Raw genomic sequence first — 26,390 nt, forward strand, 5'->3', positions numbered from 1 at the left:
GCCTCTGCGAAGGTCTCCGCAATCGCCGAGCGGTCACCGGCCCGCAATGCGCCCGTAACCGCTGCTCCGGCCCTTTCCCTGCCTTCGTTGATCCAGGAAGAGCCTCAGACGTGCACATTCCCGCGACCCTGGTGCGTGGCGGCACAAGCAAGTGCTGGCTGTTCAACCAGGTCGAAGTCCCTGCCGACCGTGGCGACCTCGAAAGGCTGCTGGTCGCCGCGTACGGTGCCACCGACCCCGTGGAGCTGGACGGGGTGGGCGGGGCAACCCCCACCACCTCGAAAGCGGCGGTGGTCAGCGCCTCACCCCAGCCCGGCGTCGACGTCGACTACCTGTTCGCTCAAGTCGGCATCGGGACGGGCTCGGTGGAGTGGACGAGCAACTGCGGCAACTGCGCCACCGGCGTCGCCCTGTACGCGGTGTCCAAGGGAATGGTTCCGGTTACTGGCGACCGGACGCGCGTGGTGATGCGCAACACCAATACGGGCGCGGTCCTCGAAGGGATCGTCGACACCCCCGGAGGCGTGGTGCACCACTTCGGCCGCCAGACGGTACCCGGCACCCGGGCCGGCGGGGTCGCGGTCGGCCTCACCTTCCGCGACCCCGCCGGTGGTGCCACCGGCCGGCTGCTCCCCACCGGCAAGGCCGCCCAGGACCTGCGGGTCGGCGCCGCCGAGCCGGTGCGCGTGAGCATGGTGACCGCAGGAGCTCCGGTCGTCCTTGTCGACGCCGCCAGCGCCGGGCGTACCGGTGCCGAGTCACTGGAGCGGATGAGCGCAGACGTCGCCTGGCTGCGCACCGTCCGTCATACCGCCGCACCCCTGATGGGGCTGCTCCAGCCCGGTGGGGAACCGGGGGACGCGGTGCCCAAGGTGGGCCTGGTCGGCCCGCCGGTGCCGTACACCACCACCCTCGGTGAACCGATCGGTGCCGAGGACTACGACGTGTCGGTGCGCATGCTCACCATGAACGCCCCGCACCCCGCGATCGGCCTGACCTCTGCCGTCGCCGTCGCGGCGGCCGGGCTGCTGGAGGGGTCCGTGGTCTCCCGGACCGCGGGCGGCCCGACCGACGAGTGGTTGCGCCTCGGCACGCCCGCCGGCGTCGTCGCGGTCCGCTGCACCGATGTGAGGGACGGCCTGCCGCACCGGGTCACCGTGCAGCGCGCGGCCCGTCTGCTCGCCGACGCCCGAATCTACGTACCGCAAGCAGGCAGCCCGCAAGCCGCCTGAGCCGCGACGAACATCACCTCGGTCGGGCCGGCTCCCAGCCGTCCGCACCGGGATACCCTCGCGCCCCCCTCGGGGCGCGCCACCCCGTCCCCGCCGCACCAAGGACAAAGATGTCTGCTGAAGTGATCTCCATAGGCGCCCTGCTGGTGATGTTCGTGGTCGGCACCGTGCTGCCGATCAACCTGGGCATCCTCGCCTTCGTCGCCACCTTCGCGGTCGGCACCGCCTCGCTCGGCCTCACCGAGGACGAGATCTTCGAGGGGTTCCCGGCGAAGCTCTTCGTCACCATCGTCGGAGTCACCTACCTGTTCTCCGTCGCCCGCCGCAACGGCACCATCGACTGGCTCGTCGCGGCCGGGGTGCGGCTGGTACGCGGCAAGGTGGAGCTCATCCCCTGGGTGCTGTTCCTGGTGGCCGCCCTGCTGACGGCGTTCGGTACGTTCACCCCGGCCGCGGTCGCGATCCTCGCGCCGATCGGCATGAACTTCGCCCACCGCTACAAGCTCAACCCGCTGGTCGTCGGCATGATGGTGATCAGCGGCGGGCACGCGGGCGCGTTCTCCCCGCTGGCTGTCTCCGGTGCGCTGGTACTCGGCCTCGTCGACAAGACCGATCTGCAGGTCTCCGCCGTCGCGCTGTTCAGCGCCAGCTTCGTGATCAACCTGGTGCTCTCGATCCTCACCTACGCCCTGCTCGCCAAGCGTCCCGCCCCGCTGGCCGAGGGCGCCGCGGAGGCGGCCGACGACGAGGACCTCGCCGTCTCCGGCAGGCCCGACTGGCGGCAGTGGCTCACCCTCGCCTCTCTGGTGGCCCTCGTTGTCGGCGCGCTCGGCTTCCACCTGGAGATCGGCTTCCTTGCGCTGGCTGCCGGTGCCCTGCTGGCCCTGGTGGACATGAAGCGGCAGGAGAAGGCCGTAGACGGTGTCAGCTGGTCCACCCTGCTTCTGGTCGCGGGCATGATGACGTACATCGCGATGCTGGAGAAGGCCGGCATCATCGAGGAGATCTCCGAACACGCCGCCAACCTGGGCGCCCCAATCGTCGTCGCCCTGCTGCTGTGCTTCACCGTGGCCATCACCTCCGCCTTCGCCTCGTCCACGGCGATCCTCACCGCGATCATCCCCATCGCCGTACCGCTGCTGCTCTCCAGCCATCTCAGCGCCGCTGGACTGATCGCCGCGCTCGCCGTCTCCACGACGATCGTCGACACCTCTCCCTTCTCGACCAACGGAGCACTCGTCCTCAGCAACGCCCGTGGGGTGGACACCCGCCGCTTCTACCGCCAGGTCATCGGCTACACCGGCGGAATCGTCGCCCTCGGCCCCGTCGTCGCGTGGGGCGCCCTGGTCCTGCCCTGGTCGTAGCGCAAAGACCGACGACGGACAGCGGAGGGCGCCGAGCTGGACCACGCACGGCGCCCTCCCCGCTGATCCGGGTGCACGCAGTCGGCGACTGGCAGCGTGTACCGGACCGCCAACCGCAAGCAGCGCGGTACGTCACACGAGCGCAGCAGCCATCAGGGCCGGACAGCCGGCCCTGGGCACCGCCCGGAGACCGGGCCGATCACGGACTGTCCGGCAGGAGGCTGTGATGTCCCTGCCGACTGGTGGGTGCTACCCCGCCGTGTGGCTGGAGCTGCCGCTCGTCGGGCCGCCGGGGCTCTGCGTGGCTTTAGGGTCGAGTCGGCATGGGCCGGACGGCATGAACGAAGGTGAGGCGGAGCGCGTGATCCGGGTAGTGGTGGTGGACGACGAGGCACTGGTCCGCTCGGGCTTCGAACTCATTCTGGGCGCATCCGAGGACATCGAGGTCGTCGCGACCGCGAGCGGGGGCGCTGCCGTGGAGACCGTCCGCAGGGAGCGGCCGGACGTGGTGCTGCTGGACATCCGGATGCCGGACGTCGACGGGCTCACCGTCCTGCGGGAGCTGCGGGCGAGACCGGACGCTCCTGTGGTGGCGATGTTGACGACGTTCGACGCCGACGAGTACATCCTGACCGCGCTGCACTGCGGCGCGGCCGGTTTCCTGCTCAAGGACACCGAGCCGGAACAACTCGCCCACCTGGTGCGCACCCTGGCCGCGGGCGGCGTCGTGCTCTCCCCCAAGGCGTCGCGGACGCTGCTGCACAGCCACCCCGGCAGGGGGGCGGCCGTCGACGAGGATGCGGCACGGGTCCGGCTGCTGACCGCCCGCGAGCGCGATGTCCTCGTCCTGGTGGCGGAAGGGCTGTCGAACGCCGACATCGGGGCGCGCATCCACCTGGGCGCCGGCACGGTGAAGGACCACGTCAGCGCGATCCTCACCAAGCTGCGGGTGACCAGCCGGGTGCAGGCCGCGCTGCTGGCGCAGCGGGCCGGACTGCTCGACGAGCAGCCCCGGTCGGATGCCGGGCGATGAATCGCGCCCGCGCGCTGTGGGAGCGTGTGCCCGCGCCGGTCGTCGACCTCGTCCTGGTGGTGGCAGCGGCCGTGGACGTGTGGCTGAACCTGTGGGACGACACCCGCCTCGGTGTCGCGCTGGCCACGCTCGGCTGCGCCGCGTTGGCCTTCCGGCGCCGGTGCCCACTCGGCGTGTTCCTGCTCACCCTGCCCATCGCGCTGACGCAGCCCGTCGCCGTTGCTCCGCTCGCGGCGCTGTTCACGCTGGCCGAACGGTCCCGCAACCGCCCTCTCCTCGCGGTGTGCGTCGCCCTGACCGCCGTCGCGAACAGCACTCCGTGGCCCCTGGCCAGCCTCACCGAGGTCGGCCGGACCATGACGCTGATCACCTTCGTGTACAGCCTGGCGACCGCCGCCGCACCGGTCCTCATTGCACAACTTCTCCAGACCCATCGGGACTTGGCGCGGCGGCTTGTCGAGATCGAGGAGGCCAAGGAGCACGAGCGGGCACTGCACGCCCAGGCCGTGCTCGCCCGCGAACGCGCCCAACTGGCCCGCGAGATGCACGACGTGGTCTCCCACCAAGTCAGCCTGATCGCCGTACGGGCCGGAGCCCTCCAGGTCGCCACCAAGGACGCGGACGCCAAAGAGGCCGCCCGCACCATCCGTTCGCTGAGCGTCACCACGCTCGACGAACTGCGCACCATGGTCACACTGCTGCGCGCCTCCGGCGGCCACGCCACCGAGCTGACTCCTCAGCCCACTCTGGCCGACCTGCGCAAACTGGTGGAATCAAGCGGCACTCAGGTGGAGCTGACGGGTGAGCTGCCGCCCGCTGTGGGCACCCCCGCCCAACGGGCCCTCTACCGTACGGTCCAGGAGGCGCTGACCAACGTCCGCAAGCACGCCCCCGGCGCCACGGCCTGCGTCGAGCTGTGGCAGGACGGTGACGGCATCGGAGTGACCGTCACCAACACCCCTCCCACACGTCCCTCCCTCTCCCTCCCCGGTTCGCAGCAGGGCCTGGTCGGTCTGCGGGAACGGGCCGAGATCCTGCACGGCACCCTGGAGTCGGGTCCGACCGCGGAGGGCGGCTACCGGGTGCGGCTGCGGGTGCCCCTCAGCGGGGACTGACAAACCCCTCATGCTGTTCCGTCGGCTCGCGGCACACTGGGCCCACTCGTGACAGCCCTGGTTTCCGCCTCGCCCACACCTCCGGACAACCCTGCGTGTGGCGGGTCACCGGGCGGGCGCCAGGAGCTGGGTGGCCGCCAGCTGCGCGTACAGCAAGTCCTGGGCCACCAGTTCCTCATGGGTGCCCACCGCCCGGACCCGGCCGGCGTCCATCACGACGATCCGGTCGGCGCCCGTCACCGTCGACAGGCGGTGGGCCACCACCAGCACGGTGGTCTCGCGGGCCACCTCCGTGACGACGTCCCGCAGCGCCAGCTCGCCCACGGCGTCGAGCTGCGAGGTCGCCTCGTCCAACAGCAGCAGCCGGGGCCTGCGCAGCAGGGCGCGGGCGATGGCGATGCGCTGCCGCTCGCCGCCCGACAGCTTCGAACCGCGGTGCCCGACCGGGGTGTCCAGGCCGTGGGGCAGACGCTCGACGAGGGTGTCGAGCCTCGTCCGGGCCAGTACGTCACGGATGTCGTCGTCTGTCGCGCCGGGCGCGGCGAAGACGAGGTTCTCGCGCAGCGTGCCGGCCAGCACTGGGGCGTCCTGCTCGACATAGCCGATGGCGGAACGCAGTTGAGGCAGTGACCAGTCCTGTACGTCCTTGGCGTCGACCAGGACCCGCCCGCCGGTGGCCTCGTAGAACCGCTCGATGAGCGCGAACACCGTGGACTTGCCCGCACCGGAAGGACCGACGAAGGCCGTCATCCCGGCGCCCGGCACCTCGAAAGTCACGTGCTGATGGATGTACGGCAGGCCGGCACGGTAGCGGAAGGAGACGTCCTCGAAGCGGACCGACGCCGGACCCGTCCCCGCTGCACACTGCCTTGGCAGGGCGCCCACCTGCCGGGCGGGCGGCTCCGCCGCAAGGCGTTCCACCTGCGCGATCCGGGAGATCGCGGCCGCCCCCTCCTGATAGGAGGACACAGCGTCGACCAGCCTGGACACCGGCTCGATCAGGTAGAAGAGGTACAGCAGGAAGGCGATGAGGGTGGACACGGGAATCTCCCCGGACGCCACCCGCGCCCCGCCGACCGCGAGCACCGCGAGAAACGCCAGCTGCACGGCGAGTTCGTCCGCCGAGCCCGCCACGGCCTCCCACTTCGCGCTCTTCACACCGTGCCGCCACGCCCGCCGCGCCGCCGCCTCCACCCGGGCGGTCTCCCGCTCCTCGGCACCGGAGGCCTTCACCGTGCGAAACGCCCCGAAGGCCCGCTCCAGGGCGACGGAGATCTCCCCGACCGCCTCCTGCGACCGCTCGGTGGCGCGGGCGATCCTCGGCATCACCAGCGCGACGGCACCACCGACCAGCACGACCACACCGAGCGTCACAGCCAGCAGCACGACGTCCAGGAACGCCATCATCACGATCGCCGCCACGAACGCCACCGCGCCGGTGGCCGCGGAGACGACCGCCTGAGTGCTGACCGCCCGCAGCAGCGTCGTGTCCGAGGTGACCCGGGACATCAGATCACCCGGCGGGATCCGCTCCCACTCCGCGATCCGCAGCCGCAGCAGCCGCCCCACCAGGGTGCGCCGCGCGGCCAGGACCACCGACTCCGCCGTCCGCTCCAGCACATACGCGCCGAACGCCTCGACCGCTGTGCCCAGCACCACCAGCGCGGTCAGCGCCAGCAGGATCCCGGCGACGGTCTCCCCTGTCGCGAGGCGGTCCACCAGCGTCTTCGTGGCCAGCGGCTGCAGCAGTCCCCCGGCGGCCCCGACCAGCGCGCACAGCAGGCCGAGGCCGACGGCCCACCGGTGCGGCCGGACGTACGCGCCCAGTGCCTTGACCGTTTCTCGGGCGGACAGGGACGTTTCATCCGTCGTCGGGGCGGATGCGGTGTTCACGACATTCCTTTCTTCTGCAGTGTGCCGGGCACCGCATCAACGGTCCGGCACACCAGGGCGTGAGCATGTGTCGGGTCAGTGGACGAGTCCGGCTGTGCTCGTGGCGAGGGTGTGCACCAGCGCTTCGGATACCTCAGGGCGGACGACGAACAGGACGAAGGCACCGGCCGCGAGCGTCAGGCCGAGGAATTCCAGAAGTTCGCCCCTGCCAGCGACGGCGTCACGGCCCGGTACGTCGGCCGATGATCCGAGGGGAGTGTCGGGTTCCTTGTGTCGCGCACGGTGTGTCATGCCTCCAGCCTGGAAGCCCGGTTACCCCGAGCCCATCCGGCAACCGTCGGGTCCACCCCCGCCAAGTGGCTGAAGAAGACCGGTCTCCGGTCGCGCCGGACCGGTCAGGACGAGACTCCGCCGGTCGGCAGGGCGGTACCCGCCGACCGGCGGGGGCGTTACCGAAGACTGCCGGATGGTCCGCCTCCTGACGTCCACGCGAGATTCTCCGTATGACACAGATACAGCCGCCGCAGGAGACGTCAACTCCGCAGGAGAAGTCGCCTCCGCAGCCCCGCACCCCGCCCGAGTCCGTCGTGCCGGCCTCGCCCGGTCCCTCGATGGGACGCCTCGTCGGAGTGGACCTGGCCCGCGCGCTGGCGGTGTTCGGCATGTACGTCGTGCACATTGGCCCCCCGCTGTCCGCCACGAGCGGCGTCGCCAGCTGGATCCGGTACATATCGGACGGTCATTCATCGGTCCTGTTCGCCACCCTCGCCGGGTTCTCCCTGATGCTGCTCGCCGGCCGCCGCGAACCCAAGACTGGCCTGGCCGGTCGGCAGGCGAAGGCCCGCATCGCGATCCGCGCCGTGATCCTGCTGGCGCTGGGCACCGCGATGGCGATGGAGTACGGGGGAGTGATCATCCTCGGCTTCTACGGGGTCTACTTCCTCCTCGCCCTGCCTCTGGTGCGACTGAGGGCCAGCACGCTCGCGGTCACCGCGGCCGCACTCGCCCTCGTCACACCGCAGTTGGCGTTCGCCCTGAAGTCGTTGCTGACCGACCCGATACGGCAGAGCGTCAACGCCTACGACCCGCTTCACCGGCTCAGCGACGTGGGAGTGCTCGATCTGCTGCTCTCCGGTTTCTACCCGGCGCTCACGTGGATGTCGTTCGTGATCGCCGGAATGGCGCTGGCCCGCTTCGACCTGTCTTCCGGCACTGTCCAGCGGCGCCTCGCCGCGTTCGGTGGCGCCCTCACCGTGGCCGCGTACGGCATGTCCTTGCTGCTGGCCGGCAAGGGCGCGCTGGACAGCCTCGCGGAAGGCGGGCCGTCGTCCGGCGGCTCCGGGTCGATGCCCCCCGACGGCGGGTCGTTCCCCGACATGCCGGCGTCGTTGCTCCTGACGGCAGGGCCGCACAGCGGCACCACGTTCGACATCATCGGCAGCGTTGGAGTCGCGATCCTCGTGATCGTCGGTGCGACGGTGGCGCCACCCCGGCCTGGACGGCTCATGCTCTTGTGGCCGCGATGGCGCCCCGCACCCCGGCGCCCGTCTGGTGCTGACCTCGGGCCGCGACGACTGGTCCCAGCTGTGCGGCGACCGTGTCCAGATCAAGGACGTCTGAGCCAGGCAGACCAGGAGGGGCCGACTCGGCGGAGTCAGCCCCTTTGCCTTCTCAGATGCCTTCTCGGACCAGTTCGGGTTGCCGTTCCGATTGCGGTGTCGGTTCGGCGCTTCGTTCCCAGCGGCCGGTGGTTCGTATGTAGCCGTAGATCACCGAGCTCATCGCCAGGATGAGAAGTGGTCCGTAAAGCCACGGGTGTACCGCCATCTCCAACGGCAGATAGCGATAGGACACCAAGAGTGCGACGAAGACCGTGGCGCCGTAAGCGGTCAGTTGGATTCCGTGGCGATCCCAGCCGCGGGAAACGGAGCGCAGCGCGGCCTCGATCGTGATCGTGAACACCACGCCGGCGACGAGGTCCACGCCGTAGTGGTAGCCGAAGCCCAGCGTCGCGCCGAGCGTGGCGATCAGCCAGAAGGTCCCTGCGTAGCGCAGGAGGCGTGGGCCCTTGCGGGAGTGGATGAAGATCGCGGTGGCCCATGCCGTGTGCAGGCTGGGCATGCAGTTGCGTGGGGTGATCTCGTCGAAGGGGATCGGGTGCGGGGGGCTGATCGGCGGCACCGTCTCCGGCCACAGGTTGGCCGCCGCCCAGGACCCGCCGTCGGCGCCGTAGGCGAAGATCGGTCCGACCACCGGGAAGATCATGTAGATGCCCGGCCCGAGGAGGCCGATCACCAGGAAGGTGCGCACCAGATGGTGGGATGGGAAGCGGCGCTCGACCGCCACATGGCGCAGCTGGTACAGGGCGACGACGACCGCGGCCACCGCGAGCTGAACGTAGACGTAGTCGAGGACATGGGCGCCGACCGGGCCGGTGGCCCTGACGATCCGGCCCACCAGCCACGACGGGTTGCCCAGCGCCTGATCGGCGACCGCCAGGTACGGGTCGAGCACCGTCGGGCGGGTCTTCGACGTGATGAGCAGCCAGGCGTCGCCGGTCTTGCGGCCGGCCACCAGGAGCAGGCCCAGCCCGACGCCCTTGAGCAGCAGCGCCCGTTCCGGGCCGGTGCGGCGTGTGACGGCGATGACCGCGCAGCCGAGGACCACCAACAACGCGCCGTTGCCGAACGGGTGGCCCTCGGTCACCCTGACGCCAACCGCCCACCGCACCAAGAAGATGGTGACGTCGATGCCGATCGCGGCACCGATCGCGATGAACCGTTGGCGCCAGGTGAGCACGACCAACGTCAACGCCATACCGGCGTACAGCAGGAAGCCCGACTTGGGCGGGAACATAACTTCTCGTGCCTGATTGGTGATCGGGCCCGGCATGCCGTAGCGACGCGCCGCGATCTCCAGGGCTATGAGGAATCCGAGGGCCACGACGCCCGCTGTGGCCCACAGTGCCGCCCGCGGCAAGTGCCGTTCGGCGGAAGTAATTCCGCGTCTTATTCGGGAAAACGCCCGCGATGCTATGGATGTCAATTGTTGGCCGATTGTTAGGTGTTAAGGGTGATCGAAAGTTGGTTCGATCATGTTAGCGGAGGAGCGCAAGGATTTCGTTGGTCATGCGTCACCTGTCGGCCATGAGGGCGTCACGGTCGCGCAGCCGGCGCCGCGTCCCCCGCGTCCGGTGCCGCATCCGTGCCGTTCCAGCGGAGCGTGACGTCCAGGTGGGCGCCGGCGCTCGCGCTCGACAGGACCGCGCCCAGTTTGGCGTCCAGTACGACGCCGAAGGTCACCTCCACCTCGTCGGGCCGCTGCGCGAGAGACCGGAACCCGCCGATCACGTCGGACGCGGCCGCGGTGACCGGCGCCAGCGCGTCGCGCAGGGACTGTGCCGCGCTCTCCAGACGTGTCCCGAGTCCCACCGCACCGGTGCCCGCGCGGGCCGGTGGGGCGACGAGGACGACGGTGCCGTCGGAGAGGGTGAACTGGACTGCGTCCGGCATGGGGCTCCTTGGGGCTCCTTGGGGCGGCGTGCGGGTGGGGCGGTGGGTCAGGATCGGTTCGGGGTGCCGCAGAGCGGGGTGGACGCGGGGGAGTCGTCCTTTCCCAGCGTTCTCTGGACTCTGTCGAGCGATCGCAGGAGCTCGGTCAGGTCCTCGCCGTTCACGTACTCCAGGACGGCCTGGTAGAAGGCCGCGGAGACGTCGGGGTCCATGGCGTCGGCGGCGCTGAAGCAGAGGGGACGGCCGGAGCGGAGCATCCGCGCCACCTTGCCCTGGGTGCTGTCCCGGTAGCGCGTCACGTCCTTGTGCGCGGAGAGCGCGAACCCGGGTTCGTCCACCCAGGCCTGCTGGGCTTCCGCCGATGCCAGGTACTTGATGAGCTCGGCGGCGCTCTCGCTGCCGGTGAACTTGACGACGAAGTCCGCCGAGACCTCGAGGGGTTGATCCAGGGGAGGTTCAACCGTGGTGTACTTCTTCACTTCCTGTGGCTCCAGGCCCATCGCGGACAGTGTGCCGCGGCTCAGCGAACAGGAGTCGTCCTTCATGCCGGCCGCGGCCGCGTCGAACGCGAGGGTGGACGCCTGTGTGAGGCCGCTCCTGCTCCTGTTCTTCTCGACGAGGCCGTGCCACATGGACCATGCGTCCGAGACCGGCTTCGACGCCCACTTCGTCTTCCCCGAGACCCAGGCCTCGTAGGCGCCGACGCCCTCTTCGGCGAGCAGGATGTCCGCGATCCAGTCCGCGCCGGGCCAGCCGGAGGTCGGCCCGGACGCCAGTCCGAGGCACCAGGGCTCGGGTCGGGACCGGAGGGCGGACCAGGTCTTCGGGGGTGGCGGGACGACCACCTTCGGGTCGTACCAGATGAGGCTCTTGACGTCGGCCTTGACCGGGACCGCATAGACGTCACCGTCCTGCATGGCCAGATCGCCGAACGGGCGCAGGAACGACTCCGTGTCGACCTCGATCGTTTCGAGTACGTCGTCGTGGTGGAACTTCGTGAGTGCTCCCACGTTCGGCAGCACGGCCAGGTCGGGCGCCGCGTCCGCGGCCACCGCGGCGTCGAGCTGTGGCGTCAGGTCGCGGGTCACCCGCGGGTCGACCTCGATGGTGGGGTGATCGTCCTCGAAGGCCTGGATGACGGTGTAGAAGGCCGCGAACTCGGTCTTGGTCCAGGGGACCATGATCGTCACCCGGTCCTTCCCGGAAGCGCCGCACCCGACCGCTGTCAGGAGCAGGCCGACGACCAGGGCGCAGCGCACGAGTGGTGCCGTCAGTCTTCTCATGGGCGGGGGAACCTGTACTCGGCGAGCCGGGGCTGGAAGCCCAGGTAGGTGAGCGCACCGGCGACGGCGAGCAGCGGCAGCATGATCGCCATGACCCCTCCGTCGGCCCCGCCGTCCCTGCACCGCAGGCATGTGGTGATGGCGACGGACGCCGTCAGCGCCAGGGCCAGGACGAGCGCGGGGCTCGGGTACTGGCGGAAGTGGCGGGCGACGACGTAGCCGCTCGCGCAGACCAGCAGCAGCATGACGGCCGCCGGGACGGTGAGCAGGGGCCACAGGAGGTGGGGGTTGAGCCAGCGTGCCTCGCGCTGCTGTGCCAGGGCCTTGGCCTCGTTCACCTCCAGGTCGTGCAGTGACTGGATGAGCCCGCCGGTGAACTGGACCCTGACCTTGCGGTCCTTCCCTGTCTTCGATGCCTTGTCGGTCACCACCGCGTGCGCCGCCGACATGCACTTCGGGCCTTCGCTCACGACTCTGTTGGCCAACTGCATGCACGTGCTCAACTGGCCCTGCACGAACTGGAAGTCGCGCAGACCGTCGTCCTTGTCCGCGTTGCCCTCGGCCGCCGAGGTGAGAAGGGTGCTCACCTGGGTGGTGCGGTTCGCGAAGTCGGAGCCGGGGCCGATCAGGTTCTCGGCGTTGGCGTCGATGGCGGCGTTCAGCGCGTCCTTCGCCCGGTCGGCGTAGCGCTGCGCGGCGACGATGTCCTCGATGGCTTCGTCCGTGCGGCCGACCGCGTCGGCCTGATCACCCGCCCGATTGGCCACCACGACGTACAGCAACGCGGTCAGGGCCACCATCCCCAGCAGGCCCGCCCGCAGCCACCGCAGCACCACGATCGGATGGGATGCGCGCAGCCCCGTCCAGAACGCACGCCATCTCACCCTCATGACGCGTCCACCGGCCCAGGCTCCGACGTCCCGGCCGTGAAACGGAACCCGCACTCCTCGCAGAACTTGGCCGACGCCGAGGCCGCAGCCGTACCGCACCGCGGGCACTCGCGCGACACCGACGAGGCATCCGCCGACGGGAGTTCGACCGCGTCGACCAGATCCCTGGGCGGCACCGCCGTCTTCGTGGACTCCACCCCGATCCTCTGGATCTCCGCCCGGGAGACATCGCGCCGCACCCGCAGCCGGCCGTCCGGGCCGGAGGTGGCCAGGGCGCGCAGCAGGCGCAGGCGGGCGGTGTCGCGGAGGTCCTGGGCGAGGCCGGTCGCCAGGCGCAGTTCGTGGTCCGCGCGTTCGAGGTCACCGCGCAGGTGGGCGTCGGCGCAGGCACGCATCGCCATGCCGAGTTCGCGTTCGTTCTCGACCCGGGTGAGGTTGGCCGACCGGGGGATGCCGAAGCCGGGCGTCGAGCGGCGCCGTACGACCATGGACGCGGTGTCCGAGCAGGGCGTGCGGGTGCCGTCGGGGCGCTCGGCGTGCAGGGTGATGCGGGCGGCGCGCAGCTCCTCGTCGACGGTCAGGGTGTGGGGGTCGAAGCGGAGGGAGACCTGGTACTGGCGCGTCTGAGGGGGCCAGGAGCCCAGGGGGACATACGTCTCCAGGTCGACTTGCCGGCGGGCCGTCAGTTCCGCCTCCACGGGGCGGGTCTGGCGTACGAAGGCGAGCTGGAAACGGTCGTTGAGGCGCAGGCCCAGATAGACCCGGGGGACGACGATGCGCTGCGCCTGCCGCATCAGGCGGGTGAAGTCCTCGGTGAGGTCGGAGATGGTGACGACGGCCTCGGCGGTGCCGTGCAGGGCCGCGGTGATGCGGAGCAGATCGGCGTAGTGCCAGTCGCTGCCCAGTCCCCGGGCGTCACAGACGAACTGGTCGGTGCACGCGGTGAGTACGTCGCCGAGTTGCTCGGGCGTCTCGTGCTCGTCCTTGCCGTCCGTGTAGAGCACGGCGTGGCGGACGCCGACGGGGGCCGGCGTCGCGGCGAAGAGGTGCCGGGCGCAGGTCAGCCAGGTGCCGATCGCCGTGCCGCCCTCGGCGAGCTGGCCGACGACCCGGAGCTTGGCGTCCTCCCGCGTCAGGGCGTCGACGCGGGCGAGGCCGCCGGTGGCCGGGAAGATCACCTCGGCCTTGTGGTTGCCCGCGACGATGCCCAGGAGGGTGCCGTCCCGGAGGGTGTCGATGGCCGCGCACATCGCGCGCTTGGCCTCGTCCAGCTTGCGGCCGGACATGGACAACGACCGGTCCATGATGAGGATTTCGGCACCCGGCGCGTCCGGCGCCGCCTGCGCGGTGGAACGTGCCGTGACGGTGATGAGGGCGTCCGCGCGCTGCTCGTCGTAGGCCAGATCCGAGGGTGCGTCCACTTCCAGGGCGAAACTGAGCCCCAAGGGCGAGCTGTCCCCCACCGGCACCACCCGATCGCGTCGCTGCGTGCGTGTCCCTGTGTCCCTTACCCAGCGTGGATGCGTCCGCTACTTGGCGTATCAGGAGCTTAGCGTTCTGGGTGTTCCGCCGAAACGGGAATGACCGGTTCTGCCACGCCGTTCGCACCATCTCCACCGAAGCGGGGGGCGCAGCCGGTTCGCGAGGTCCACGAGTGCGACGTACGCACGCTCGGTGGGCGCATGCCGCCCGAGTTCGCGGATCGCGTCGGACAGCCGCTCGCGGTCGCGGTGGTGCAGGAAGTGCGCGTACTGGATCTCGGCGTACAGCCCGGCCCTCGCCGCCCGGTCCACGTCGAGGCCGTCCAGGTCCGCCCCGGCCCGCTCCAGGTCGTCCCCGGTCGGCGCCGGACGGTCGTCCCCGTCGAGGACCATGACGCTCAGGCGTACGGCCGCCACGCGCGCCCCGCGCTCGTAGCGGAACTCCTCCGCCAGCCGTACGGCGGTGCCCACCGCCTTCGCCCGCTCGCCGGCCAGCAGATGCACCCGGGCCAGGCCGAAGCCGGCCGCGCCGAGAGCCGGGGTCGTGTCGAAGACCGCGCCGTAGTGCGACCGGGCGGCGGCGAGGTCCCTGCGCAGCTCGGCGCACAGACCGAGCGCGAGCTGGGGTATCAACTCGCCGGGAACGGCCTCGCGTACCGTGGTGAACGCCGTGGTGGCCGAGGGGAGGTCCTCGCGGGCCAGCGCGATCAGGCCGGAGTACCAGGCGTGCAGCCAGTGCCAGTCGTCCAGGCCCGCCGCCGCGAGCGCCCGCTCGGCCAGCTCCGGATCCCTCCTGCGCAGGGCCTGCCGGCTCGCGGCCAGGGCCCGCCCGGTGGAGCCCGCCATGTCCGGGGCGTCGGGATCGGACAGCGGCGCCGGCAGCGCGGTCGCGATGTCGCCGGGCTCGGGGGAGGAGAACGGGGCCGGCATCGTCAGCGTCCCGTCCTCGCCGGGCCGCGCCTCGACCCAGTGGGCGAGCGGCCGGGCCGCTCCGAGCCCGCCGTGCAGTGAATGCGGCATCGAACCGAACAGGGCGGACGGGCGGGCCACCTGACGCAGGGTCGGCGGGGCCGCCACGACCTGCCGGATGACACCGCTGAGCTGTTCCGCGAACTGCCGCGCCGACACGAACCGCCGCTGCGGCCGCCCGGTGTCCGTGGCCCGCTCCAGCAGCAGGTGGAGCGAGTCGACGCCCGGCGCGGAGCGGTCGGTCCAGCGGGCCCGGCACACCTCGCGCAGGGTGACGCCCACGGAGTAGAGGTCGAAGCCCGGGGTCGGGTGCCGGTGTTCCGGATCGCTCTCCGGGGGCGCGAACGACGGGGTGTACGGACCGATGGGGCCCTCGTCCTTCTGGCGGCGCACCGCCCCGAAGTCGATCAGCCGCACCCGGTCCAGCGCGCCCGCCGGGCTCTCCTCCCGGAACCGCATGATGTTCAGGGGCTTGACGTCGCAGTGCAGCAGGCCCCGGGCGTGCAGGTAGTCGAGCGCCTGGAGGATGCGGATGCCGTGCGCGAGCAGGGTCTCCAGCCGGTCGTCGTCGCCCGCCGTGAGCGGTACGCCGGGAACGTACTCCAGGACGAGGTGCGGACCCTCGGGCTCGTAGCCCAGGATGCGGACGATGCTGTCGTGCCGGAGCCCGACCAGTACGTCCCGTTCGTGCAGGGCGGTCTTCGCGACCGACCTGTGCAGGGCCTTGAGGACGACATGGGTGGCGAGGTTGCGGTCGTGGGCGAGGTAGGCCGCGCCGTACGCTCCCGCGCCGAGGACGCGTTCGATGTCGTAGCGACCGGCGACGGTGCGGCCGTCGGGCCGGGTGAAGTCGAAGGCGGTGCCGCATTCCGTGCAGTAGCCGGTCGTACGGCCCGGCGTGCCGTCGCGTCCACGGCCGACGGGCTGCGCGCAGTTGGGGCAGAAGCGATCCTCCTCGGCGAGGGGATGCGCCGACGGGGGCGGCACCTCCGGGGCGTCGGGACCCTGATCGGAGTCGACCAGCGCGAGGCCGTACCAGGGATCCGGCCGCACATGTGCCACGCCGCCCGCGCCCCGCACCGGTTCGGGGACGCGGACCGCCGCCGTGGCGTCGTCCGGTGGCAGAGGCCTCCGGTCGCACACGACACAGAAGCCGTCCTCGTCGATCTCGCCACGGTCGCAGTCGGGGCGATTGCACATCCGCACGGCGTTCACCCTTCTTCGATACGGCGGTTGACCTCGTCGGTGTAGCGGCGCACCGACCGGCGGGCGGCCGCCAGGCTGATCGGCACGGTCTGCAGGGCCCGGGCGGCGGGGGCGTGGAGTTCGGCGAGGCGGCGGTCCTCGTCGCCGAAGTACCGGGCGGCCCGCAGGCGGTGCAGTTCCAGGGTCGAGGCGAGGTCCTGGTGGGCCTCGACCATCCGGCGCAGATCGCGGTCGAAGGCGGCCACGGCGGCGCGCGCCGCGACGGCCCGGTCGTGCACCGCGGTGAGTTCGGGGCTGGGCTCCGTGGCGCGGGCGACGGCCAGCCGGACCCGCAGCCGGGGCGCGATACGGGGCGGCAGCCGGGGCGCGCCGAATAACCGCATCCCCCACTCCTGGTCCAGCGCGGCCGCGGCGTCCTCCTCGCCGGCGAGTCGGCCGACGACCCCCTGCGCCTGCGCCGCGGTCACGCCCTCGACGGCGGATCCGGGGATCGGCTCCGGGTCGAGGGACACGTCGTGGGCGAGGCCCTGGGGCGGCGCGCCCTCGAAGCCGAGCACGAGACGCAGCCCCCTGGACCGGGCGCGTTCGGCCAGCGTCCCCAGCAGCTCCCGGACGAGTGCCTCCGGATCCTCGGCCCGGTCGACGCCGCCCACCACCAGGCAGGCCGGCGGCCTGCGGCGCAGCAGGTGCCACGCCACCGCTTCGGCGTCCGCGCTCGGGAGGCCGAAGCGGCGCGCGAGGTAGCCGCACACGTCGGCGACCGACTTGCCGCGCGCCTCGTAGGCCGCGTCGATGGAGCCCAGGCCGAGGACCGTGTCGCCGGGGGCGCCGGTCAGCTCCGCGTCGGAGACGGCCGCCCGGGCCGCCGGGTCGGCCGTGCGCACCAGGCGGACGAGCCAGGAGTCGCCCACCGCCATCGTGCCGCCGGTGCCGACGACGACGGTGCCCGGCCGGCCGCTGTCGAGCAGCCGGGTGAGCTCCTGGGTGAGGGCGAGCCGGAGCGGGTCGGCCAGCACGTTGTCCGGCGACCCGTCGTGGGTGTCGTCCATCGCGTTGCTCCGGTCACCGGCGACGAACCCCAACTCCCGGAGCCGGGGCAGATAGTGGAGCACCGTCTCGGTCGGCAGCATCCACGCCGCCCGCGCGTCGCCGTCGACGAAGTCGGCGACCACGATGCCGATGACCCGCCCGTCGAACGAGCCGCCCAGCGCCATCACCCCGGCGCCCGAGTACCCCCGCTCGATCCACGGATCACCCGTACGCGCCCGCTTCAGCAGCCCCCACTCGCCCTGCCGCCCGCCGGAACCCGCGAGCTCCGCGTCGGTCCCCATGCCGATCGGGTCGGCATGGGGAAAGCCGTACACACGGACCGTGCCGCCGGAGATGGGCGCCTGCCACAGCGTGGTCCGGATGCCGCACCCGGCCGGCTCGTCGAGTTCGAGCAGTGCCACGTCGCCGCGCTGTGTGCGGTTCTGGTGCTGCCACGTCCCCGGGGCCACCTGCGCGGGCAGGGTCCACTCCGGCCGGCACCCGACACTGCTGATCCGCACATGGCGCCTGGTGCCCCCGGGCTCCGCCCCGGCGTACCGGACGACGTGCGCGCAGGTGAGCACATGACGGCCGTCCAGCAGCACCCCGGCGCCACAGGGCGTGCCGTCCTCGTCGTCCACCCTCACCCGCCACGGATTGTCACTGTGGTGATGCAGCGCCATATGACCAAGGTATGGCAACGACCGCCCCATGCACCCGAGTTGTCAAGTAAGCATCGACCCGCACTCAGGTGCGAACGTGGAGCTGCCAAAGGGAGTTGACGTCATGTCACGGTGCTCGCCACCTGCCGGCCCGCCTCCGCGTACGCCCGCACCAGCGGCCGCCCCCCGTCCTCCGCGCGCCAGGCCAGTGCGTACCGGCTGGGCGAGAGCCCCCGTACCGGACGCGTCACCACCCCGCCCAGGGTGATCAGCGGGGCGTTGCCCGTGGCGATCAGGCAGACACCGAGACCGGCGACGAGTGCCTCGTACGTCTCCTCCGTGCTCGCGATCTCCGCCCCGACGCGGGGCGGCCGGCCTCCCCGCTCCTCCAGCGCCAGCCAGTGGTCGCGCAACGGCCCCGCGCTCGCCGGCAGGGCGAGGAACGGCTCGTCGGCGAGGTCGGCGAAGTCGACCTCCGTACGGGCCGCGAGCGGATGGGATTCCGGGAGGGCGACCAGGCGGGGTTCCTCGGCGATCACCGTCCAAGCGTAGCGGCCGGCGTCGGGGAGGGGCAGCCAGACGAAGGCGACGTCCGCGTCGCCGTCGGCGAGGCCCGCCGTGGGGTCCTGCCAGCCCACCTGGCGAAGACGCAGCACCGTTTCGGGATGCGCGGCGGTGAAACGGGAGCGGATGGCAGGTAGCAGGCCGCCGCGGCCCGGGCTGGTGCTCATGCCGACCACCAGGGTGCCGCGCGCCGCGGCCCGGGCCGCCTCCATCGCCGCCGCCCCCTCGGACCAGGCGTCCAGCACCCGCCGGGCGCCCGGCAGCAGCGCCTTGCCGGCCTCGGTGAGCGCGACGCCCCGCGGATCGCGGCGGAACAGCTCCACGCCCAACTGCCGCTCCAGAGCCCGTATCTGCTTGCTGAGCGCGGGCTGGGAGACGTACAGCCGCTCCGCCGCGCGGGTGAAGTGCAGCTCCTCGGCCACCGTCACGAAGTAACGCAGGTCGCGCACATGTACGTCCATGGTCATAGCCATCGGTTATCAGCGTGGGTCTTGGACACGCAACCGGGCCCGGCGGCAGGGTGGAGTGCGCAGGCCGACGGGAACGGACGTCCCAGGACGAGGAGCTGTCATGAACAAGGTGTGGCTGATCACCGGCGCGAGCAGCGGTTTCGGGCGGGCCATCGCGGAGGCGGTCCTCGCGGAGGGCGACGTGGTCGTGGGTGCGGTACGGCGGCCCGACGGGCTGGACGATCTCGTCGCATCCCATCCCGACCAGGTGGAGGCGCTGCGGCTGGACGTCGCCGACACGGGGGCCGCCGAGTCCGCCGTACGGGATGTGATCGCCCGGCACGGACGGATCGACGTGCTGGTCAACAACGCGGGTCGCACCCATGTGGGCGCGTTCGAGGAGACAACCGAGGACGAGCTGCGCAAGCTGTTCAATGTGCATGTCTTCGGGCCCGCCGCCCTCACACGTGCGGTGCTTCCGCACATGCGGGAGCGGCGGGCCGGAGCGATCGTGCAGATGAGCAGCATGGGCGGGCAGATGTCCTTCGCGGGCTTCTCGGCGTACAGCGCCACCAAGTTCGCGCTGGAGGGCATGTCGGAGGGGCTCGCGGACGAGGTCGCCGAGTTCGGCATCAAGGTGCTGATCGTCGAGCCGGGTTCCTTCCGTACGTCGCTGTTCGAGGCCGACCGCAGGGGGGTCAGCACGGACAGCGGGCTGTATCCCAAGGTGAGCCGGACCCGGGAGTTCGTCTCCGGCGGCGACGGCACCCAGCCCGGCGACCCGGCGAAGGCGGCGGCCCTCATCCTCGCCGCGCTGGCGGCCGACCGCACCCCCCTGCGCCTGCCCCTGGGCGACGACGGCGTCACCGCGGTCCTCGGCCACCTCGACCAGGTCCGCGAGGACATCGCCCCGTGGGAGAAGAGCGCGCGGGCGACGGCCTTCGACGACTGACCTGCGAGGACGACAGGCCTGCCTCGGCGGCCGAGCCGGCTGGCCGGTCCCAACCGGGCGCCGGGACTGCAGACTTGATCGGGGACCGATTTGGGGCGACCGGCTTGATCGGACGCCGTGAACCGCATGCCGGGAACCGCCCTTCACGGCAGTCGGGAAACCGGGCGTGGGGCGCGGAAGGTGCGGGCGGCGGGGCAGTCGTAGGCCGTGGCGAGGCGCAGCGGGAACGCCTTCTCGTGGTCCAGGTTCTCGATGGGCGGGCCGGTTGCCCCGTACGGCTCGGGGAACGCGGGTCGGCCCGCGAGGCGGGCCCGGCCGCCCTCCCGGACGAGGCAGGCGAGGACCGCCGCCTCGGCGAGCGGTTCGGGCAGCCGGGCCCTGCCGACGTGGGCGCGCGCGGCCCGGGCCGCCGGGGCGTCGGTGTGCCGGCCCAGGACGAGGATCGCGTCGCGGATCTCGATCAGCTTGCGGTACATAAGGAAGCGCCGGGAGCAGCCGGGCCGCACCACCTCGCGCAGGCGTGAGCGGGCACCGTTCAGCGCGGCCTCGGGAACCGCGTCGATCAGGGCGCGCCACAGGGGCCACAGTCGCCAGATCGTCCGGGTGTCGGACAGGGCGCGGCCGGCCGCCGCGACCGTGGGGGCGAGCACGGCCGCCGCGGACAGCAGACACCGCGTCGGCGGCAGCAGCGGGACGACCGGTACGTCGGACAGGTCGGGGGCGAACGCCGGGGCGGCGCCGAGCGTCCGGTACGGCAGGGCGAGCGCGGACCCCAGGCCGACCAGGACCAGGGCGGCGGCGTACGGCGAGGACGCCGAGGCCCGCGGCGACGGCGAGACCCACGACGGCCACCGGCAGCAGCCCCGGGGCGGCCGCGAGCCGCTCGTAGGACGAGCCGGCGAGATACCCCGCCCCGGCCTCCGCGCAGGCCCAGGCCAGACCGGCGACCAGGCTGTACGGGGCCAGACCGCGCCAGCGCAGTCCGGACGCCCCGGCGACATGCGGCGCGAGCGTGCGTACGACGGGCACGAACCGGCACACCACAAGGGCCGGCCCGCCCCACCGCCGGACCACCGCCCACGCCCGGTCCCAGGCGGCCTCCGGGATCCGCCGCCCCAGCCGGCGCCGCCGCATCCCGTGGCCGAGCCGGCGCCCGGTGCGCTGGGCGAGCAGGTCGCCGATCACCACACCGGCGGTGGCGGTGCCGATGACCAGGGGCAGGCTCAGCACGCCCGCCTGGGCGAGGTACCCCGCGCACAGCAGCAGACTCAGCGTCGGCACGAAGGCGCCGACCACCAGCACGGACTCCAGCAGAACCAGGCCCAGTACGGTGCCGTACGCGGCCGCCGGCCCCAGGCTCATCAGCAGATCCGCCGGGCCGGGCAGGCCCGCCGGGGCCGCGAGCGGCGTGGCGGTCAGCATGCCGGGGCCTCGGTGCGGCCGAGCGGCCCGGGGGCGCGCAGATGCCGTACGCGCGCGGGGGGCAGGTTGCGCAGGACGAGGCTGTCGCTCACGCCGTAACGGGCCGTGAAGTCGGCCAGGACCGCGGCTGACGCCCGGTGCCGGGCCGCCTCCGTGCGGTCGGCCACCACCGCTCGGGTGGCCCGGGTGCCGACGTAGGCGAAGTAGGTCAGGTGGCCGCCGGGTTCCAGGACGGACAGATAGCGGTCCAGTATCGAACGGACGTCGTGTGGTTCGAAGTTGGCGAACGGCAGGCAGGAGACGATCACGTCGTAGCGGCGGTCCAGGCCGGCCTCCGTGATGGAGTCGGCGATGATCCGGATCCGGTCGGACGCGGCCGACAGGGCGGGGTCGGTGCGCAGCGCGTCGTGCAGTACCTCCACGAACCGCGGGTTGATCTCCACCACGTCGAGCCGGTCGGCCGGTCCGAGCCTGCTCGCGAGCGTCCGGGTCACCGGACCGGTGCCCGCGCCGACCTCCAGCACCGACACCGGGCCGCCCAGCTCGGCGCGGGCCAGGGCCAGCGGGGCGGCGAGCCGGGAGGCCAGCGGGCCGCTGCTGGGAGCCACGGCTCCGGTGGTGCGGAAGGTGCGGGCGGCCTCACGGAGGAAGGCCAGTCGGCCGGTGCGGTAGGGCAGTCGGAGGTCCGCCGGAGGCTTGCCGGGAGCGTGCGTCAGGTCCATGGCCGTGACGCTAGGAAGCGGCGGACGGCGCTCCATCGGCCGCGCGGCGACGGCGTACACCGACGAAAGTAGGGGGTGGGGGTGGCCCGACGGCCGGGTCCCGGCCGGGGGCCGCTGTCTATGCTCGAACCTCGTGAACGCGAACACGGTGAACGCCAACGCGCCGCGCGGCAAGCCGACTTGGCCGTGGTGGGCGGAGGTGGCGCTGGTCGGCGTGGTGGGCGTGCTGTCGGTGCAGGAGGCCTACATCGGCGCGGGCGGCACGCTGCACAGCCCGACCGCGGCCGTGGCCGCCGCGACGAGCCTGACGCTTCCGCTGCGCGGCCGGTGGCCGTGGGCCGTCGCGGCGTGCACGGTGGTCGTCGCCGCCACGTTCGGCACCGTGTGGCCGCTGCTCGTCGTGCTGTTCCAGCTGGCCCAACGGGGCCGGGGCGGGGTGGCGGCCCTGTGCGCGGCGGCGGCCATGGGAGCCAGCCTGATCGTCCAGCCGGCGCACAGCCTGTGGGCGACGCGGAACTACGGGCCGCTGCTGCTGCCCGCGGCCGTGATCGTGCTGGGGCTGTGGACGGGCAGCCGACGGCGGCTGGTCGTCTCGCTCGGCGAGCAGGTCAGGCATCTGCGGATCGAGCGTGAACTGCGCGCCGAACAGGCGAGGCTGGGGGAGCGGGCGCGGATCGCCGCCGAGATGCACGATGTGCTGGCCCACCGCCTGACCGTGCTGGCCCTGCACGCCGGTGCGCTGCAGCGGCGCACCGGGGACCTGCCGGAGCCGGTCGTGGAGCGGGTCGGCCTGCTGCGTCAGACCTCCACCGAGGCGCTGGCGGATCTGCGGGACGTGCTCGGTGCCCTGCGCATGACGACCGCCGAGGAGGTTCGGGCCCGCGGGGCCAGGGCGGAGGACCTGCCCGCTCTGCTGGGCGAGGCGCGGGGCGCGGGGCAGCGCGTCGAGGCCACCGTCGAGGGCGATGCGGGCGCCGTGTCCACCAGCCACCGGCTCGCGGTCCACCGGGTCGTCCAGGAAGCCCTGACGAACGCCCGCAAGCACGCGCCGGGCGCCCCGGTCGAGGTCGCGGTGGTCTACGGCCCGCCCAACTCGACGGTCTCGGTCCGCAACCGCCCGGGCACCCCGTCCGAGTCGGCCCCGGTGGCCAGCGGCTTCGGCCTGGTCGGCCTGACGGAACGGATCACATCCCTGGGCGGCACCCTGGAGTTCGGCCCCTCGGGCGCGGGCGGCTGGCGAGTAACGGCCCAGATCCCGACGACACCGGCTCCTTCGCAGGGGGATCCTGCGCGGGCTGGGGTGGTGTGAGGGGTGGGGGCTGCCGGTGCCTGCGGCGCTTGTGCGGGTGGTTTCGGGCCGAAGCGGGGGTCTGGGGGCGGCAGCCCCAGGACGGGCCGGGGTCGAAGGGGCAGCGCCCCTGGTGGATGGGACGGGTAGGGGCGGCGGGGGCGCGAAGCGCCGTGGTCGGGGTGGGAGTCGGGCTGGGATGCAAGGACGAGGAGTGCGGACATGAGTGGTGCATCAGACACGGGCGGGGCCGTGGACCGGGACTCCGTGCGGGTGCTGATCGTGGATGACGACCACCTCGTCCGGCTCGCCCTCGCCGACATCCTCGACGGCGATTCGGACCTGACCGTCGTCGACCAGGCCGGGGACGGTGAGCAGGCCGTCGAACGGGCCCGGGCGCGGCGGCCCGACGTCGTGCTGATGGACATCCGCATGCCCGGCGTGGACGGCATCACCGCCACCCGCAGGCTGCGCGCGCTGCCCGAGCCGCCGCAGGTGGTCGTCCTCACCACCTTCGACCTCGACCAGTACGTCTATGACGCGCTGGCCGCCGGAGCGGCCGGCTTCCTGCTGAAGGACACCGACCCCGGCGAGATCGTCCGCGCCGTACGCATCGTCGCCGACGGCCAGGCCATGCTGCACCCGTCCGCCGCCCGCCGCCTGATCGACCACTACCACCACACCACCCGCCATACGACCCACCAGGCGCGCACCCGCATCGACCAGCTGACCCCACGCGAGAAGGACGTCCTGGCCCTGCTCGCCGACGGGGCGTCCAACGCGGAGATCGCCACCCAGCTCGGCATGCGCGAGAGCACGGTGAAGGCGCACGTCAGCCGCATCCTGGCGGCGCTGGAGGTGGGCAACCGGGTGCAGGCCGCGCTGTGCGCCCGGGGCGCGGGCATCGGCGGTTCCTGAGTCACCGTCCGCGAGCCGCCCGTGTGCAAGCGGTGTGGAAGTGGACTGTGCGTGCGGTGTCAGTGCCCTGTCAGTGTTCCGTCAGTGCTCTGTGACCCATCTGCACATCGCGCGGAAGTGCTCTGAAAGCCATGGTCCGTACGGTCGATTCCACCGGGAACCGACTGGATGGGACTCGGCGTGGTTGCGGCCGGACGGTATCTCGGCCTCGTAGCCGTGGCGGTCGCGGGCCGGCACCGGCCGGGGCCGGAAGCCGACCACGTCGTCCGCCGCGAGCCGGCCGAGCAGCAGTTGCATCGCCGCCTCCGGTCAGCGCGATGCCGGCGTGGATGGCGGTCCTCACCCTCCTCAACCCGCTGACGTACGCCGTCGACATCATGCGGCGCACGGTGGTGGCCTTCCGCCCCGGCGAGTCCTCGCAGAGCTTCTTCGACCCGGTGACCTGGGCGGGCCGGCAGGTGCCCGCCGCACTCTCCGCCGCGGTGGTCGTGGTGTTCTGCGCGGTGACCCTGACGGTGGCGGTCCGGCGGTTCTCACGGGCGGACTGAGCGGCTCCGGGGACGCCCCGGCGCCACCGCCTCAGTCCGCCCGTGCAGGGCCCTTGTGCAATTCCTGTGGAGGCCTCAATCTTTCGGCTGGCGCACAGGTGCGACACAGGCGATTGACATGTCCCTGCCTGATCTTGCGTATCCGCGCACCGGTGCACCCCCCACCAGCGCACCACTGATTGAGGAGGACCCCTCAGATGGCAGTGACGCGTAACTCCCGCAGAGACTCCCGCCGAAGACTCGCCACGCTCAGCGCGGCGGCAACCGCCGCGCTCGTCGCCGGCCTCGTCTCCGCACTCCCCGCCGCGGCCGCACCCGAGGGCCGCATCCAGTACGCGGGCGCGGCCAACGCCGTAGCCGACAGCTACATCGTGACCCTCAAGGCGGACCACGCCCGCTCGGGCTCCCAGGCGGGACGCGCCCTCGTCGAGAAGTACGGCGCCGACGTCGAGCGCACGTACAAGAAGGCCCTGAACGGCTACGCGATCGAGGCCTCCGAGGCAGAGGCCCAGAAGCTGGCCGCGGATCCCGCGGTCGCCTCCGTCGTGCAGAACCGCACGTTCAGCATCAACGCGACCCAGACCAACCCGCCCTCCTGGGGCCTGGACCGCGTGGACCAGCGCAACCTGCCGCTGAACAGCTCGTACACGTACCCGGACTCGGCCGGCCAGGGCGTGACCGCCTACGTCATCGACACCGGCGTCCGCATCACCCACAGCGACTTCGGCGGCCGCGCCTCCTACGGCTACGACGCCATCGACAACGACAACACCGCCCAGGACGGCCACGGCCACGGCACGCACGTCGCGGGCACGGTCGCCGGAAACGCGTACGGCGTCGCCAAGAAGGCGAAGGTCGTCGGCGTCCGCGTCCTGAACAACTCCGGCCAGGGCACCACCGCCCAGGTCGTCGCGGGCATCGACTGGGTCGCCCAGAACGCCGTCAAGCCGGCGGTGGCCAACATGTCCCTCGGCGGCGGCGCCGACACCGCCCTCGACACGGCCGTACGCAACGCCATCGCCTCCGGCGTCACCTTCGCCGTCGCGGCGGGCAACGAGTCGACCAACGCCTCCACCAGGTCCCCCGCACGCGTCACCGAGGCCATCACGGTCGGCGCGACGACATCCTCCGACGCCAAGGCGAGCTACTCCAACTACGGCTCGGTCCTCGACCTGTTCGCGCCGGGCTCGTCCATCACCTCGGCCTGGAACTCCGGTGACTCGGCGACCAACACGATCTCCGGCACGTCGATGGCGACCCCGCATGTCGCGGGCGCGGTCGCGCTCTACCTGGCCGACAACCCCTCGGCGACTCCCTCCCAGGTCTCCTCGGCGCTGACGTCCGCCGCCACGACCGGCGTCGTCACCAGCCCGGGCACGGGCTCGCCCAACCGTCTCCTCTACGTCGGCGGCGGCACGACCACCCCTCCGGGCCCGCGCTTCGAGAACACCGGTGACTACGCCATCGCCGACAACTCCACGGTCGAGTCCCCGGTGACGGTCTCCGGCGTCTCCGGCAACGCGCCCTCGGCCCTGGCCGTCGAGGTCCACATCGTCCACACGTACATCGGCGACCTCCAGGTCCAGCTGATCGCCCCCGACGGCACGGCGTACACGCTGAAGTCGTACGGCACCGGCGGCAGTTCGGACAACATCAACACCACGTACTCGCTGAACGCCTCCTCCGAGGCCGCCAACGGCACGTGGAAGCTCCGCGTCAGTGACAACGCGAACCTGGACACCGGGCGCATCGACGCCTGGGCGCTGCAGTTCTAGTCCCGGCGGACCAACGGCCGTCCTCGCGGCGGGAGTCCGGGCCACCACCCGGCCCGCCGCGAGGACGGACCCGTCACCGCCAC

Annotated in this window: 21 protein-coding genes and 2 pseudogenes; 10 read left to right on the plus strand and 13 right to left on the minus strand. The window is 72.1% G+C overall.

Translation table 11 applies throughout. The features are described from left to right. The first annotated feature begins 110 nt into the window (after positions 1-110). From IF78_RS0120190 to IF78_RS0120205, 4 genes are all read left to right on the plus strand, one after another. On the plus strand, positions 111-1,232 hold the full coding sequence (locus IF78_RS0120190; RefSeq protein ID WP_031483782.1) for a PrpF domain-containing protein: 1,122 nt from the start codon (positions 111-113) through the stop codon (positions 1,230-1,232). A gap of 110 nt (positions 1,233-1,342) precedes the next feature. Beyond that, the gene (locus IF78_RS0120195) at positions 1,343-2,596 is read left to right on the plus strand and encodes an SLC13 family permease (RefSeq protein ID WP_031483784.1); all 1,254 of its coding nucleotides are present in this window, start codon (positions 1,343-1,345) and stop codon (positions 2,594-2,596) included. Between the two features lie 337 nt (positions 2,597-2,933). After that, entirely contained in the window at positions 2,934-3,629 is a 696-nt protein-coding gene (locus tag IF78_RS0120200; protein WP_031483786.1) for a response regulator, read from the plus strand. Next, the gene (locus IF78_RS0120205) at positions 3,626-4,744 is read left to right on the plus strand and encodes a sensor histidine kinase (protein ID WP_031483788.1); all 1,119 of its coding nucleotides are present in this window, start codon (positions 3,626-3,628) and stop codon (positions 4,742-4,744) included. Before IF78_RS0120200 ends, IF78_RS0120205 begins: the two co-directional genes overlap by 4 nt. 105 nt (positions 4,745-4,849) lie before the next feature. On the opposite strand, the gene IF78_RS0120210 is transcribed toward IF78_RS0120205, so the two are convergent. After that, positions 4,850-6,637 carry an ABC transporter ATP-binding protein gene (locus tag IF78_RS0120210; protein ID WP_031483790.1) on the minus strand — a complete coding sequence of 596 codons (1,788 nt, stop codon included), beginning with the start codon at positions 6,635-6,637 and terminating at the stop codon, positions 4,850-4,852. Positions 6,638-6,712: 75 nt separating this feature from the next. Further along, a complete protein-coding gene (locus IF78_RS48490) occupies positions 6,713-6,928 on the minus strand; it encodes a hypothetical protein (RefSeq protein WP_158751444.1) in 216 nt (71 codons plus the stop codon). Positions 6,929-7,140: 212 nt separating this feature from the next. On the opposite strand from IF78_RS48490, the pseudogene IF78_RS46280 reads away from it, so the two are divergent. Beyond that, positions 7,141-8,151: pseudogene (locus IF78_RS46280) on the plus strand (heparan-alpha-glucosaminide N-acetyltransferase domain-containing protein); the annotation flags it as partial. A gap of 157 nt (positions 8,152-8,308) precedes the next feature. On the opposite strand, the gene IF78_RS0120225 reads toward IF78_RS46280, so the two are convergent. The 8 genes from IF78_RS0120225 to IF78_RS0120260 all read right to left on the minus strand — a co-directional run bounded on the left by IF78_RS0120225 (position 8,309) and on the right by IF78_RS0120260 (position 18,706). Then, positions 8,309-9,637, minus strand: coding sequence for a phosphatase PAP2 family protein (locus IF78_RS0120225; RefSeq protein ID WP_425314624.1), 1,329 nt, complete (start codon positions 9,635-9,637; stop codon positions 8,309-8,311). A gap of 155 nt (positions 9,638-9,792) precedes the next feature. Continuing rightward, positions 9,793-10,149 (minus strand): CU044_2847 family protein, encoded by a 357-nt coding sequence (locus tag IF78_RS43750; RefSeq protein WP_051828028.1) that lies wholly within the window; start codon positions 10,147-10,149, stop codon positions 9,793-9,795. Positions 10,150-10,196: 47 nt separating this feature from the next. Then, positions 10,197-11,432, minus strand: coding sequence for an ABC transporter substrate-binding protein (locus tag IF78_RS0120235; RefSeq protein WP_158751446.1), 1,236 nt, complete (start codon positions 11,430-11,432; stop codon positions 10,197-10,199). Further along, positions 11,429-12,322, minus strand: a complete 894-nt coding sequence (locus tag IF78_RS48495) for a hypothetical protein (RefSeq protein ID WP_158751448.1) — start codon at positions 12,320-12,322, stop codon at positions 11,429-11,431. The genes IF78_RS0120235 and IF78_RS48495 overlap by 4 nt, the downstream gene beginning before the upstream one ends. Continuing rightward, positions 12,319-13,767 carry a vWA domain-containing protein gene (locus IF78_RS0120245; protein WP_031498406.1) on the minus strand — a complete coding sequence of 483 codons (1,449 nt, stop codon included), beginning with the start codon at positions 13,765-13,767 and terminating at the stop codon, positions 12,319-12,321. Before IF78_RS0120245 ends, IF78_RS48495 begins: the two co-directional genes overlap by 4 nt. Positions 13,768-13,863: 96 nt before the next feature. Beyond that, the gene (locus tag IF78_RS0120250; RefSeq protein WP_234439859.1) at positions 13,864-15,972 is read right to left on the minus strand and encodes a tetratricopeptide repeat protein; all 2,109 of its coding nucleotides are present in this window, start codon (positions 15,970-15,972) and stop codon (positions 13,864-13,866) included. Positions 15,973-15,983: 11 nt separating this feature from the next. Beyond that, positions 15,984-17,690, minus strand: coding sequence for a S1 family peptidase (locus tag IF78_RS0120255; RefSeq protein WP_031483806.1), 1,707 nt, complete (start codon positions 17,688-17,690; stop codon positions 15,984-15,986). 101 nt (positions 17,691-17,791) lie between these two features. Further along, a complete protein-coding gene (locus IF78_RS0120260) occupies positions 17,792-18,706 on the minus strand; it encodes a LysR family transcriptional regulator (RefSeq protein WP_031483808.1) in 915 nt (304 codons plus the stop codon). Between the two features lie 97 nt (positions 18,707-18,803). Between IF78_RS0120260 and IF78_RS0120265 the strand changes: the two genes are divergently transcribed. Continuing rightward, a complete protein-coding gene (locus IF78_RS0120265; protein ID WP_031483810.1) occupies positions 18,804-19,634 on the plus strand; it encodes an oxidoreductase in 831 nt (276 codons plus the stop codon). A 143-nt stretch (positions 19,635-19,777) separates the two neighbouring features. On the opposite strand, the gene IF78_RS49740 is transcribed toward IF78_RS0120265, so the two are convergent. The 3 genes and pseudogenes from IF78_RS49740 to IF78_RS0120275 form a co-directional block, all read right to left on the minus strand. Beyond that, positions 19,778-20,635, minus strand: a complete 858-nt coding sequence (locus IF78_RS49740; protein ID WP_234439855.1) for a DUF6545 domain-containing protein — start codon at positions 20,633-20,635, stop codon at positions 19,778-19,780. Further along, positions 20,598-21,056, minus strand: a pseudogene (locus IF78_RS49745) (DedA family protein); the annotation flags it as partial. The pseudogene IF78_RS49745 and the gene IF78_RS49740, both read right to left, overlap by 38 nt. Beyond that, positions 21,050-21,778, minus strand: coding sequence for a class I SAM-dependent methyltransferase (locus tag IF78_RS0120275; protein WP_031483815.1), 729 nt, complete (start codon positions 21,776-21,778; stop codon positions 21,050-21,052). The pseudogene IF78_RS49745 and the gene IF78_RS0120275, both read right to left, overlap by 7 nt. 133 nt (positions 21,779-21,911) lie before the next feature. Between IF78_RS0120275 and IF78_RS0120280 the strand changes: the two genes are divergently transcribed. The 4 genes from IF78_RS0120280 (at position 21,912) to IF78_RS0120300 (ending at position 26,307) form a co-directional block, all read left to right on the plus strand. After that, a complete protein-coding gene (locus IF78_RS0120280) occupies positions 21,912-23,087 on the plus strand; it encodes a sensor histidine kinase (protein ID WP_234439856.1) in 1,176 nt (391 codons plus the stop codon). 201 nt (positions 23,088-23,288) lie between these two features. Further along, positions 23,289-23,984, plus strand: a complete 696-nt coding sequence (locus IF78_RS0120285) for a response regulator transcription factor (RefSeq protein ID WP_051828032.1) — start codon at positions 23,289-23,291, stop codon at positions 23,982-23,984. A gap of 317 nt (positions 23,985-24,301) precedes the next feature. Beyond that, a complete protein-coding gene (locus tag IF78_RS0120295; RefSeq protein WP_031483823.1) occupies positions 24,302-24,532 on the plus strand; it encodes a hypothetical protein in 231 nt (76 codons plus the stop codon). 197 nt (positions 24,533-24,729) lie between these two features. Beyond that, the gene (locus IF78_RS0120300; RefSeq protein WP_031483825.1) at positions 24,730-26,307 is read left to right on the plus strand and encodes a S8 family peptidase; all 1,578 of its coding nucleotides are present in this window, start codon (positions 24,730-24,732) and stop codon (positions 26,305-26,307) included. Positions 26,308-26,390: the final 83 nt, after the last annotated feature.

This window comes from Streptomyces bicolor (genome assembly GCF_000719285.1).
Lineage (GTDB): Bacteria > Actinomycetota > Actinomycetes > Streptomycetales > Streptomycetaceae > Streptomyces > Streptomyces bicolor.

Bases quoted from the DNA above. Each gene is read 5' to 3' on its own strand.
- IF78_RS0120195 (WP_031483784.1), top strand. From the start codon at position 1,343: ATGTCTGCTGAAGTGATCTCCATAGGCGCCCTGCTGGTGATGTTCGTG.
- IF78_RS0120200 (WP_031483786.1), top strand. From the start codon at position 2,934: ATGAACGAAGGTGAGGCGGAGCGCGTGATCCGGGTAGTGGTGGTGGAC.
- IF78_RS0120205 (WP_031483788.1), top strand. From the start codon at position 3,626: ATGAATCGCGCCCGCGCGCTGTGGGAGCGTGTGCCCGCGCCGGTCGTC.
- IF78_RS48490 (WP_158751444.1), bottom strand. From the start codon at position 6,928: ATGACACACCGTGCGCGACACAAGGAACCCGACACTCCCCTCGGATCA.
- IF78_RS43750 (WP_051828028.1), bottom strand. From the start codon at position 10,149: ATGCCGGACGCAGTCCAGTTCACCCTCTCCGACGGCACCGTCGTCCTC.
- IF78_RS0120235 (WP_158751446.1), bottom strand. From the start codon at position 11,432: ATGAGAAGACTGACGGCACCACTCGTGCGCTGCGCCCTGGTCGTCGGC.
- IF78_RS48495 (WP_158751448.1), bottom strand. From the start codon at position 12,322: ATGAGGGTGAGATGGCGTGCGTTCTGGACGGGGCTGCGCGCATCCCAT.
- IF78_RS0120250 (WP_234439859.1), bottom strand. From the start codon at position 15,972: ATGTGCAATCGCCCCGACTGCGACCGTGGCGAGATCGACGAGGACGGC.
- IF78_RS0120255 (WP_031483806.1), bottom strand. From the start codon at position 17,690: ATGGCGCTGCATCACCACAGTGACAATCCGTGGCGGGTGAGGGTGGAC.
- IF78_RS0120260 (WP_031483808.1), bottom strand. From the start codon at position 18,706: ATGGCTATGACCATGGACGTACATGTGCGCGACCTGCGTTACTTCGTG.
- IF78_RS0120265 (WP_031483810.1), top strand. From the start codon at position 18,804: ATGAACAAGGTGTGGCTGATCACCGGCGCGAGCAGCGGTTTCGGGCGG.
- IF78_RS49740 (WP_234439855.1), bottom strand. From the start codon at position 20,635: ATGTCGCCGGGGCGTCCGGACTGCGCTGGCGCGGTCTGGCCCCGTACA.
- IF78_RS0120275 (WP_031483815.1), bottom strand. From the start codon at position 21,778: ATGGACCTGACGCACGCTCCCGGCAAGCCTCCGGCGGACCTCCGACTG.
- IF78_RS0120285 (WP_051828032.1), top strand. From the start codon at position 23,289: ATGAGTGGTGCATCAGACACGGGCGGGGCCGTGGACCGGGACTCCGTG.
- IF78_RS0120295 (WP_031483823.1), top strand. From the start codon at position 24,302: ATGCCGGCGTGGATGGCGGTCCTCACCCTCCTCAACCCGCTGACGTAC.
- IF78_RS0120300 (WP_031483825.1), top strand. From the start codon at position 24,730: ATGGCAGTGACGCGTAACTCCCGCAGAGACTCCCGCCGAAGACTCGCC.